Origin of the sequence: Brevibacterium iodinum ATCC 49514 (assembly GCF_900169265.1) — a bacterium.
Taxonomy (GTDB): Bacteria; Actinomycetota; Actinomycetes; order Actinomycetales; family Brevibacteriaceae; genus Brevibacterium; species Brevibacterium iodinum.
Window position 1 is genome coordinate 56002 of the sequence record NZ_FXYX01000001.1, and the last position, 10946, is coordinate 66947.

Annotated in this window: 11 protein-coding genes; 1 reads left to right on the forward strand and 10 read right to left on the reverse strand. The window is 66.6% G+C overall.

Annotated features, from left to right (window positions below):
* Positions 1-307: 307 nt before the first annotated feature.
* From BI49514_RS00250 to BI49514_RS00285, 8 genes are all read right to left on the reverse strand, one after another.
* Complete coding sequence (locus tag BI49514_RS00250; RefSeq protein ID WP_244195177.1) at positions 308-958, reverse strand: energy-coupling factor transporter transmembrane component T family protein; 651 nt, start codon at positions 956-958, stop codon at positions 308-310.
* Positions 955-1683 (reverse strand): energy-coupling factor ABC transporter ATP-binding protein, encoded by a 729-nt coding sequence (locus BI49514_RS00255; protein WP_420808566.1) that lies wholly within the window; start codon positions 1681-1683, stop codon positions 955-957. The genes BI49514_RS00250 and BI49514_RS00255 overlap by 4 nt, the downstream gene beginning before the upstream one ends.
* Positions 1680-2336, reverse strand: coding sequence for a biotin transporter BioY (locus BI49514_RS00260; RefSeq protein WP_101543323.1), 657 nt, complete (start codon positions 2334-2336; stop codon positions 1680-1682). The genes BI49514_RS00255 and BI49514_RS00260 overlap by 4 nt, the downstream gene beginning before the upstream one ends.
* A gap of 184 nt (positions 2337-2520) precedes the next feature.
* On the reverse strand, positions 2521-4104 hold the full coding sequence (gene guaA / locus BI49514_RS00265; protein ID WP_101543324.1) for a glutamine-hydrolyzing GMP synthase: 1584 nt from the start codon (positions 4102-4104) through the stop codon (positions 2521-2523).
* A 121-nt stretch (positions 4105-4225) separates the two neighbouring features.
* Positions 4226-4663 carry a DUF3817 domain-containing protein gene (locus BI49514_RS00270; RefSeq protein WP_101543325.1) on the reverse strand — a complete coding sequence of 146 codons (438 nt, stop codon included), beginning with the start codon at positions 4661-4663 and terminating at the stop codon, positions 4226-4228.
* A gap of 2 nt (positions 4664-4665) precedes the next feature.
* Entirely contained in the window at positions 4666-5592 is a 927-nt protein-coding gene (locus tag BI49514_RS00275) for an SURF1 family protein (protein WP_244195178.1), read from the reverse strand.
* 55 nt (positions 5593-5647) lie between these two features.
* Entirely contained in the window at positions 5648-6781 is a 1134-nt protein-coding gene (locus tag BI49514_RS00280) for a GuaB3 family IMP dehydrogenase-related protein (RefSeq protein WP_101543327.1), read from the reverse strand.
* Between the two features lie 135 nt (positions 6782-6916).
* Positions 6917-7822 (reverse strand): LysR family transcriptional regulator, encoded by a 906-nt coding sequence (locus BI49514_RS00285; RefSeq protein WP_101544011.1) that lies wholly within the window; start codon positions 7820-7822, stop codon positions 6917-6919.
* Between the two features lie 200 nt (positions 7823-8022).
* Here BI49514_RS00285 and BI49514_RS00290 point away from each other — a divergent pair, with 200 nt between their 5' ends.
* Positions 8023-8778: a LysE family translocator gene (locus BI49514_RS00290; protein ID WP_244195179.1), complete on the forward strand. Its 756-nt coding sequence runs from the start codon at positions 8023-8025 to the stop codon at positions 8776-8778.
* A gap of 74 nt (positions 8779-8852) precedes the next feature.
* Here the strand turns inward: BI49514_RS00290 and panC are convergent, their stop codons facing one another.
* Together panC and panB are read right to left on the reverse strand one after the other, a co-directional pair.
* Entirely contained in the window at positions 8853-9764 is a 912-nt protein-coding gene (gene panC, locus BI49514_RS00295; protein WP_101543331.1) for a pantoate--beta-alanine ligase, read from the reverse strand.
* A complete protein-coding gene (gene panB, locus BI49514_RS00300; protein ID WP_101543332.1) occupies positions 9764-10750 on the reverse strand; it encodes a 3-methyl-2-oxobutanoate hydroxymethyltransferase in 987 nt (328 codons plus the stop codon). Before panB ends, panC begins: the two co-directional genes overlap by 1 nt.
* Positions 10751-10946 lie beyond the last annotated feature (196 nt).

Consider the following 10946-nt stretch of genomic DNA (forward strand, 5'->3'; position numbering starts at 1 on the left):
CTGGGTCTCCGGGTTCACCGGCTGATTCCCCTCCGAGGCTGTTCCCTGAAAGCACGGATCTGGCGTAGGAGATCACGGCTCACAGACTGCCCTGATGCGAACAGATCACCTTCTGAAGCCGCATTGCAATACCTCCGGGAAAGGAGCACCCGCGGGTTCAAGATGCATACGCACTGATCACAATCACCACGTATGAACTTTGAAGCCGCTCATACGCGCTTCCCCTCGCCGACCGCTCAAGTCCTCATCGTTGCATCAAGCTATGCGATGAGCGATCGACGGCACCTCGAGCGGTCGATCGAGACGGTCAGTCCACGATGCCGCGGGCGTCGAGGGCTCGTCCCGTGTCCTGCGCGTATTTCACCGACCGCAGGATCGCCGGCACCACGCGGGCCTTGATGCTCGAATCCAATCCCCTGGCGCGGGCGGCACGTTCAGCCTCTCCGAGCAGTCCGGAGATATGCGAGATCGCCCGGACCATCAGACCCGCCGTCAACGCGATCGCTTCGGTGTTCGCCCCGAGGAATCGCAGAGGCGAGACGATCACCGTGAACGCATCGAGCAGCTGCCCGACCGAGGTCGTGAGCGTCAGCATCAACGCGGCCTGCACGCACGCGAAGATGGTCCCGCCGACGGCCAAACCCGACCCGGTGGACCCGAAGAGATACTGCAGCCCCATGATGATGGCCACGAGCACGGCCACATAGACCCACGTCACCAGGAAGTGCTTGAGCCGCAGTCGGGCAGTGAATCCGATGACGACGAGAACGGCGAACATCGACCAGTTGACCGTCGCGTCCCGGAAGATGAGCGCCACGATGCCGATGACGGCGATCATCGCCAGCTTCACTCCCGTCGGCACCGAGTGCAGCCATCCCCGAGGATGCGCTACCTTTCCGAACAGCTGCGGGCGGGCTTTGATGCCCGCCTTCTTCCGCCACGTCTCCTGCTGGGTCATGGCGTATCGCTCATGATGATGTTCCGGTAGGCGGCGACCGCCTCGGCGGGGGTGGAATCGGCTGCGATTCGACCGTCTTCGACGACCACGGCGCGCTGGGCGATCTGTGCGAACTCCAGATCATGGGTGGTGAGGATGATCCGCACTCCGCGCCGCGTGACGAGCTCCTGCAGATGAAGGCGCAGGCGCTCCTTGTTGCGCAGATCGAGCAGAGTCGTCGGCTCGTCGAGGACGAGGATCTGCGGATCCACGGCGAGCACCGCTGCCAGAGCAACGAGCTGGCGCTGACCGCCGGAGAGTTCGTAGACACTGCGATCGGCGAGGTCGGCGATGCCGAGCTCATTGAGGACCGCCAGCGCCGCGGCCCGACGTTCCCTCTTGGGCACAGATTTGCGCAGGGACAGTTCGATGTCCTCGATCGCGGTCGGCATGACCAACTGCGCGGCCGGATCGGTGAAGACGAAACCGACGCGCGATCGCACCTTCGCTGCCTGGCGGCGCGGGTCGAAGCCGTCGACGAGGACTTCGCCCGCATTCGCTGTGACCAAACCGTTGAACAGCTGCAGCAGGGTCGACTTGCCCGAGCCGTTCGCGCCGATGACGGCGACGATGTCTTCGGTGAGGGTGAGGTTGACGTCTTTGAGGATCGGGCGCACGACATCGCCGTCGGGTCCTTCGTCGAGGACTCCGACGCCGACGTCGTTCAGCCGGATCTCCCGTGTCACTTGGCGTCCTGCTCCTGACGCACCGACACCGATTCCACGCTGACGCCGCGACGACGCAGGATGTCGGGGAACGCACGGTGGATGAGGAGGGCCACCGAGGCGGCCAGAATGTTCTTCACAATGTCACCGGGCCAGTAGATGAGGTCCGCGGCCGCTGCCGCACTCAGCGGCAGGTCGCCGTTGATCGACATGCCGAGGATGCCCAGGGGGTGGTTGAGCAGGATGCTGCCGCCGAATCCGCCGACGAACAGTGCCACACCGAGCCTCATCCCCTTGAAGCGACGCACGGCCCAGTGAGCGGCAAGTCCGGCGACGAGGGCGTAGAGGGCGAAGGAGACGATGTAGCCGGCGCTCGGCCCGGCGAGGATGCCGATTCCGCCGCGCATCCCCGAGAAGATCGGCAGGCCGACGAGACCGAGCACAACGTAGAGCAGGGTGGCCGCGAATCCGCGCCACGGCCCGAGCACCATTCCACACAGGGCGATCGCGAAGGTCTGCAGAGTGATCGGCACACCGAGGGGCCCGACCGGGACCGGGGGCATCATCGCAAAGGCCGCGATCAGCGCCGCGAAGACCGCAATGAGAGCGATATCCGTGCCGGCAGAGCGGGGGCGGGTGATTCCCGCCGAGGTCGTGCTGTGAGTCGGTGTCATGAGTACTCCATTGTTCGTGGTTCGTCCGGCTCCGGACCGGGGAAAGCTCGAGGCGGCCCCGAGCGCCCCTCAACTGTAGCTGAACGGTGTTCAGGAGCAGTACTCGGGGGTCTTATTCGAAGCCGCCTCGGTGAGGGTGTGCCCACGTTTCCGTACGCAGGGACCCGTCAACGATCGTGGAGGATCACTCCCATTCGATGGTGCCTGGAGGCTTCGAAGTGACGTCCAGGACGACGCGGTTGATGTCGTCGACCTCGTTGGTGATGCGGTTGGAGATCACGGAGAGCACATCGTAGGGGATGCGCGTCCAGTCTGCGGTCATCGCGTCCTCGCTCGAGACCGGACGCAACACGACGGGGTGGCCGTAGGTGCGGCCGTCGCCCTGGACGCCGACGGAGCGGACATCGGCGAGCAGGACGACCGGGCACTGCCAGATCTCTCCGTCGAGGCCGGCCTTCGTCAGCTCTTCACGAGCGATCGCATCGGCCTTGCGCAGGATGGTCAGGCGCTCCTCGGTGACTTCGCCGATGATGCGGATGCCCAGTCCCGGTCCGGGGAACGGCTGGCGGGAGACGATGACCTCGGGCACGCCGAGTTCGCGTCCGATGGCGCGGACCTCGTCCTTGAACAGGGCGCGCAGCGGTTCGATGAGCTGGAACTGGATGTCGTCGGGCAGGCCGCCGACATTGTGGTGGCTCTTGATGTTCGCGGTGCCCGATCCGCCGCCTGATTCGACGACGTCGGGGTAGAGGGTGCCCTGGACGAGGAAGGCGATCTCTTCGCCGTCGCCTTCCTGGGCTTGAAGGACGAGGTCGGCGGCAGCGGATTCGAAGGTGCGGATGAATTCGCGGCCGATGATCTTGCGCTTCTCCTCCGGGTCGGTGACTCCGGCGAGCTCGCCGAGGAACTGCTCCCGGGCATCGACGGTGACCAGGCGGACGCCGATCGAGTCGACGTAGTCCTTCTCGACCTGTTCGCGTTCGTCCTGGCGCAGCAGACCGTGGTCGACGAAGACGCAGGTGAGCTGGTCGCCGATGGCTTTGTGGACGAGGGCCGCGGCCACGGAGGAGTCGACTCCTCCGGACAGGCCGCAGATGACCTTCTTGTTCCCGACGCGGGCGCGGATGAGCTCGACCTGCTCGTCGATGACGGATTCGTTCGTCCAGTCGGCGCTGAGCCCGGCGACGTTGAAGAGGAAGTTCTCGAGGATCTTCTGCCCGTTCTCCGAGTGGAGGACCTCAGGATGCCACTGCACTCCAGCGAACTTCTTCGCTGCGCATTCGAAAGCGGCGACCGGGGTGTCCGGTGTGGAGGCGAGGACGTCGAAGCCTTCCGGTGCCTCGGCCACGGAGTCCCCGTGGGACATCCAGACCTTGTAGGCCTCGGGGGTGTCGGCGAGCAGAGCGCCGGGCTGCGCCACGGAGACCGGGGTCGATCCGTATTCGCGCTTATCGGTCTTGGCCACGCGGCCGCCGAGGGCGGTCGACATGAGCTGGAAGCCGTAGCAGATGCCCATCGTGGGCACGCCGAGGTCGAACACTGAAGTATCGAAGCTCGGGGCCGCTGCGTCGTTGACGCTCGAAGGCCCACCGGAGAGCACGATGGCCACGGGGTTCTTCGCCGCGAACTCCGACGCCGGGGCGTCGTGGGCGATGATCTCTGAGTACAGACCGGCTTCGCGGATGCGGCGCGCGATGAGCTGGGCGTACTGGGCGCCGAAATCGACGACGAGGACAGGGGGCACCTGCGTGCTCTGGGTTTGCGTCATGCTCCAATTCTAAGCGTCGGCGACCAGAGCCTCGAATCGGCCCACCCGACCACGAGAGGACGGGTGCGCACGGACCGTGCGGCCGCCTCGGGGAGGGGATCCGGATACCGGATCCGGGCGGTCAGGACTTGGGGGCGACGACGACGGCGGCTTCGAGCTCCGCGTCGACCTGGCGGTGGATGCGGCGCTCGAGGATGAACGACATCACGGGCACGACGCCGGCGAGCGCGAGGATGAGGTAGCGGCCGAGGGACCAGCGCATCTGCTGGTTGAGCCAGAAGCAGCCGATGAGGTAGACGACGTAGCACCAGCCGTGGCAGATCGCGATGGCCGCGGCGAGGTTGAAGCCGCCGAAGTTCAGGGCCGTGGACGGGTCGGCGGCGATGAGGTACTTGTAGATCATCTCGACCGTGAGGATGAGCAGCATCGTGCCGGTGATGAACGCCATCACGCGGTAGAACTTCAGCGCATTCCGGGCGGAGGTGAAGCGTTTGACGCTCCACACGTTGTTCTCGTCGAAGTCGGGGCGGGAGTCCAAGGACTCGTGTTCTTCGCTCACGCTCAGTTTCCTCCGGTCGTGGATGTATCGGTGTTTCGGGTGTCGGCGGTCTTGCTTCGCTTCTTCCCCGGTTTGGCTCCGCCGTGGCGGTGGGCCGGCAGTCCGGTCAGCCCGGACATCACCTCGGGGTCGATCGTCGCATCGCCTGCGGGCTTGACGACAACATACTCGACGGTCTTCGCGGAATCCTGGGAATCCTCGCCGAGGCGGCGCCGGAGGTAATCATCGCGCAGCAGCTGGAACCACATGTAGAGGGCCATGGCTGCGAAGATGATCCATTCGAGAGCGTAGACCGCCGACTGCAGATCGAATCCGCCCTCGTCGCGGGTCGTCGTGGTCGGGACCTGTGCGAGTCCGTCGGTGCCCACCGAGGCGGCGGCGCCGGTGGCCTTCTCCGGGATGAGGAATCCGGAGTAGGTGAGCAGGTCGGGGAACATGTTGATGATCTGCGAGGTCGAGACCGTGTGCACCTGCCCCTCGGGCAGATCATTGCCCTCAACGGGGCCTTCGATCGGTCCGATGCGCGCGGTCAGCTCGACCTGGCCGTCTCGAGCCTCAGACGTCATCGCCGTGTCCTCGTCGGTGGTGAAACCGCGGACGACGGGAATCGCGATCGTCTTCTCGTCGGCGTTCGCGGCCTCGACGCCTTCACCGAGGTGACCGCCGTCCGGAGCGAACATCGTGACCACCCAATAGCCGGACTCATCATTCTGTATGCGGCCGGGGATGACGATCTGCGCCTCGGGGATCCAGTGTCCGGACAGGCTGACGCGCTGGTCGGCGAGGATGCCGGGCATCGGAGCCTGGGCATCCATGACGTCGTTGAAGTCCTTGAGCTCATCGACTCCGGAGGACGCAGCGACGTCGTTCTTGTGCTGGGCCCGGTCGACCTGCCACGCGGAGAGTCCGACGAAGCAGGTGACGAGCACCAGGACGAGGAGCAGGGACCCCAGCCATTTGGGAGTCAGCGCCAGGCGGAACAGTTCAGACCACCGAACCGGTCTGGTAGGGCGAGACGGTGACGTCGACGCGTTGGAATTCCTTGAGGTCGAGGTATCCGGTCGTGGCGAGCGCTCGGCGCAGGGCACCGGCGAGGTTGAGTTCGCCGATCGCGGTGCGGCCGGGGCCGAAGAGCACCTGCTCGAGGCTGCCGACGGTGCCGAGTTCCACGCGGTGGCCGCGCGGCAGATCCGGGTGATGAGCTTCGGCGCCCCAGTGCATTCCGAGGCCGGGTGCTTCGGTCGACCGGGCCAGGGCGGTGCCGAGCATGACGGCGTCGGCGCCGACCCCGAAGGCCTTGACGATGTCGCCGCTGGTGCCGAGTCCGCCATCGGCGATGACATGGACGTAGCGGCCGCCGGATTCGTCCATATAGTCCCGCCGGGCGGCGTGGACGTCGGCGACGGCCGTGGCCATCGGGGCGTGGATGCCCAGGGTCTTGCGGGTCGTGGCCGCCGCTCCCCCGCCGAAGCCGACGAGGACGCCGGCGGCACCGGTGCGCATGAGATGCAGTGCCGCGGTGTAGGTGGCGGCTCCGCCGACGATGACGGGCACATCGAGTTCGTAGATGAACTGCTTGAGGTTGAGCGGTTCGGTGTGGGTCGAGACGTGCTCGGCCGAGACCGTGGTGCCGCGGATGACGAAGATGTCGACTCCGGCGTCGACGACCGTCTTGTAGAACTCCTGAGTCCGCTGCGGGGTCAGGGCACCGGCGACAGTGACTCCGGCTTCACGGATCTGCTCGAGGCGGGCGGTGATGAGTTCGGCCTCGATGGGTGCGGAGTAGAGCTCCTGCATCCGGGCGGTCGCCATCTCAGACGGAAGCTGCGCGATTTCGGCCAGCTGCGGGGTGGGGTCCTCGTACCGGGTCCACAGGCCTTCGAGGTCGAGGACGCCGAGGCCGCCGAATTTGCCCAGAGCGATGACGGTTTCGGGTGACATCGCCGAATCCATGGGGGCGCCGATGAACGGCAGCTCGAACTGGTAGGCGTCGATCTGCCAGTTCAGGGACACGTCTTCGGGGTCACGGGTGCGCCGAGCGGGGACGATGGCGATGTCGTCGAGCGAATAGGCGCGACGGCCGCGCTTGCCTCTGCCGATTTCGATTTCAGAACTCACCCCAACAGCCTATCCCACCGCCCTTGGCACAAGGTCTCAGCCCACTATGAGGAACAGCGCATCTCCCCTCCCAGGACTACCTGACGGGGGCCCAGCAACCTGGCGCCAGGTTGCTGGTCCGCCGTCGGGTAGCAATTAGGGGGTGGTGAGGTGGGTTGCTACTGCCTCTTCCGTGGCTGTGGCGAAGGCGCGGACGTGGGGTAAGTGCGCGTCTCTGTCGCGGATGTGCATGACGACCCGGCGCATCGGGACGGGGTCGGTGAGGTCGACGGCGACGAGGCCGGGCGGCAGCTGCAGAGTCGAGAGCCGTGGGAGGACCGTGATGCCCATGTTTGAGGCAACGAGAGCCAATGCCGCGAAGTCGTCCTCGCAGGCGGCGAAGCTCCTGCGTTCGAATCCGGCCGCGGCACACGCATGGTCGACGACCTTGCTCGAGGGTCCGGCCCACATGTCGTAGTCGACCCAGTGCTCGCCCTCGAGGTCGATGAATGGCACGGACTCCCGGCCTGCGAACCGGTGCCCCTCGGGGACGACGACCCGGTAGTCGTCTTCGAAGAGCGGGATGCGCGTCATCTCCGGCAGATGGTTCTCACCGTCCTGCGGAACCTCGGCGCGGATCTCGATGAGGCAGTGCCCGCGCCGGTTCTTCGCCGGCTCGTTGAGTTGGATGTCGAACCGCAGATCCGGATGATCCAGGGCCACGGCATCGATGATGCCCGGCAGCAGACGCGCATTGAACGAAGTGAACGCCGCAATCCGCAGCCGGGGCCTGCTGATGGTGCGGAAGCCTTCGACCAGATCGTCGAGGCGGCCGACCGCGGTGAAGACCTCCGCCGAATCATCGGCCAGACGTCGGCCGAGCTCGGTGATCTCAATGCCGCGCCCCGACCGCCGGTAGAGCGGCGCCCCGACGGCCTTCTGCAGGGTGGTGATGTGCTGGCTGACGGTCGCCGGCGTGTAGTTGAGGTTCTTCGCGGCCGCGACCACGGAGCCGGTGGCGACGACGGCTCGCCATATTCGGAGTCGATTGAGATCCCACATGTGTGCATCGTAGCCGTTAACCATTCGGTTCTGCCTGATGATCGTTCACGATCAGTTGCTTTTCCCGATTGTTCGGCGCAGGCAGAATTGAAGAGCGGGACATCCACGTCGCCCGGCCGGCAGGTCCGATGACCGCGGCCGACGCCGCCCCGACCCGCGTATCTGTCAGAACCCGATCCCCAACCGTTAGAAGGAGTGCTGTGACCGGACCCGAGATCTTGACCATCACCGGCGCTGCCGCCGCTCTGGCGATCACCCCCGGCCCCGAGACGATCCTCACGATCCGTCTGTCCTCCCTGCGCCGCAAGGCCGGACTCGTCTACGCCCTCGGCACGGCCACGGGCACCGTGATCTGGATGGTGCTGGCGCTCACCGGGGTCTCCGCCCTGCTCACGGTTTTTCCGGCCGCCGTCCAGGTGCTCAAGATCGTCGGTGGGCTCTATCTCTGCCTCCTCGGGCTCCTCGCCGGGCGGCAGGCGCTGCGGCTGCGTCGCGAACTCCGCACCGCCTCCGCGGATTCCGATTCCACACAGGCGTCCGACCCCGGGGACACACTCGATCCCGCGTCGAGCGCCACCGCCGAATCCCCCGCCGAGGCGGCCGCCGGCCCGGTCAGCGAGATCGCCCACGTCATGGAGTCGACTTCGTGGGGCCACTTGCGCTCGTTCGTTTCCTATCGCCGCGGCATCATCTCTTCGCTGTCCAACCCGAAGGTCGGCCTGTTCTTCCTCGCGATCCTGCCGACCCTCGTCCCCGCATCCCCGACCGGCACCGACTACACCGTGCTCGTCGCGCTGATCCTCGGCGTGCTCCTGTCGTACCAGCTTGTCCTCGCATGCCTGGCCAGCCTCGCAGCGTCGGCGATGGCCCACCGCTGCGCTGATTTCTTCATCGAGGCCGCCTCCACGCTCATCCTGCTCATCATCGGCATCGCCGTCATCGCGATCCCCATCTGAGCCGCTCCGAACAACGAAAGGCCGGATGCCGAGGCTAATCGTCGCCCGGTGCGTTCAGAGGCGCACCTGCGTGATCAGAATTCCAGCGGCAGATTGTCGATGAGATGAGTCCCACCGACCGTCGCGGAGACGAGCAGCAGAGCCGGTCCCGTGAAGTCCGGTGGGCACGGCCGAAGGGTCGCGGCCTCGACGAGGCTGCAGTAGACGATCTCGAGATCCCCACGTTCAGCGGCCGGCTCCAACTCGGCGAGCGCGGCCGCCTCGACGGCAGCGGGCAAGCCAGCAGAAACATCACTGGGGCCGGCCCCAGAGTCAGAACTGCCACCGATGCCGGACTCCGCCGTCTCACGGCTTCGCTCGGCCACCTCGGCGGCGGCGTCGAGGGCCCGCGGAATCGCCAGGGCACGTTCCCGATCGGATCCGGTGAGGTATTCGTTGCGGCTCGACATGGCCAGGCCGTCGGCGTCCCGGACGACGGGCAGGCCGATGAGTTCGATATCGAAGTTGAGGTCGGCGATCATGCGTTTGACCAGGACGAACTGTTGGATGTCCTTGAGCCCGAATACCGTGACGTCGGGGGCGATGAGGGTGAAGAGCTTCGCCACGACGGTGAGCACGCCGTCGAAGTGCCCGGGCCTGGCCGCGCCTTCGAACACGGCCCCCATGCGCCCGGCGACGACCCGCACTTCGGGTGCGGACGGGTACATCTCGGCCAGCGCCGGGGCGAAGACGAAGTCGACGCCGGCCTCTTCGCACTTCCCCAGATCCTCTTCGATAGGCCGCGGGTACTGGACGAAGTCCTCGTCGGCACCGAACTGGAGAGGATTGACGAAGATCGAGGCCACGACGAGATCGGACTCTGCGCGGGCACGCGTCATCAGCGCCTGATGCCCGGAGTGCAGGGCGCCCATCGTCGGGACGAGACCGACACGGCCCGACTGCTCGGCCCGCCACCGGCGCAGTGCCTGGATGCCTCCGACCTCCATCAGTCGAAGCTCCTCTCGGGTTCGGGGAAGACCCCGGACTTCACTTCGTCGACATAGGTGCCGACCGCCTCGGTGAGCACGGAATGCAGGTCGGCGTAGCGCTTGACGAAGCGCGGGGCCCTCCCGGTGCGCAGACCGGCCATGTCCTGCCATACGAGGACCTGGGCGTCGCAGTCCGCACCGGCGCCGATTCCGACGGTGGGGATCGTCAGTTCGGATGTGACCTGGCCGGCCAGCCCGGAGGGCACCATCTCCATCACCACGGAGAAGGCTCCGGCTTCTGCCACGGCGCGGGCATCGTCGAGCAGGGCGCCGCCTGCGTCGCCGCGGCCCTGGACCTTGTAGCCGCCGAGGTTGTGCTCGGCCTGCGGGGTGAAGCCGATGTGCGCCATGACCGGGATCCCCGCCGTCGTGATCGCCTTGATCCGCGAGGCCATCCGCGCCCCGCCTTCGAGTTTGACCGCGTGGACTCCGGCTTCCTTCATGAACCGCACGGCCATGGCCACGGCCTGTTCATCCGAGATCTCGTAGCTGCCGAACGGAAGGTCGGCGACGATGAGCGCCCGGCTCGTCGCCGAGGCGACTGCTCTGGCCAGCGGGATGAGTTCGTCGACGGTGACCGGCAGGGTCGTCGCGTGGCCATAGACGTTGTTCGCCGCCGAATCGCCGATGAGCAGGGCCTCGACACCTGCCTGTTCGAACAGGGCCGCCGTGTACTGGTCGTAGCTGGTCAGCATCGCCCACCGCCGGCCTTCGGCCTTGGCCTTGATGAGGTCGAGGGTCCGGATTCGCCGAGGCGGCGCTGCCGGAGCGGACACCGGACCGCCGTACGGGGCCGGCTGTTCCGCCGAGGCGGCCCCCGCCGTCGCGCCGGGGCTGGCCGTCGCGTTGGGGCCGGCCGGGGCATTGCCACCGGCAGCAGCGTTGCCCGCAGCGTCGGTGGCGGAGGAGGACGTGAACTGGTTCGAGTGTGCCGCTTCGGGCATGAGAATCCTTCAGATATGCGATGTCGTCGGTGCCGGCGCGGGCGGGGCGAGACCGACGCTTCGGTCCGAAGCCTCGGCAACTCTCACGGGGAGTCCACCGCAGTGCGCATCGACTCGGATTGCGAGCCAGACCACAGCCTATTGCATCCCCGGGCACAGAGCCATCGACCGTCACAACGCAGAGCCATCGACCGCC

Bases quoted from the DNA above. Each gene is read 5' to 3' on its own strand.
- BI49514_RS00250 (WP_244195177.1), bottom strand. From the start codon at position 958: ATGACCCAGCAGGAGACGTGGCGGAAGAAGGCGGGCATCAAAGCCCGC.
- BI49514_RS00260 (WP_101543323.1), bottom strand. From the start codon at position 2,336: ATGACACCGACTCACAGCACGACCTCGGCGGGAATCACCCGCCCCCGC.
- guaA (WP_101543324.1), bottom strand. From the start codon at position 4,104: ATGACGCAAACCCAGAGCACGCAGGTGCCCCCTGTCCTCGTCGTCGAT.
- BI49514_RS00285 (WP_101544011.1), bottom strand. From the start codon at position 7,822: ATGTGGGATCTCAATCGACTCCGAATATGGCGAGCCGTCGTCGCCACC.
- panC (WP_101543331.1), bottom strand. From the start codon at position 9,764: ATGGAGGTCGGAGGCATCCAGGCACTGCGCCGGTGGCGGGCCGAGCAG.
- panB (WP_101543332.1), bottom strand. From the start codon at position 10,750: ATGCCCGAAGCGGCACACTCGAACCAGTTCACGTCCTCCTCCGCCACC.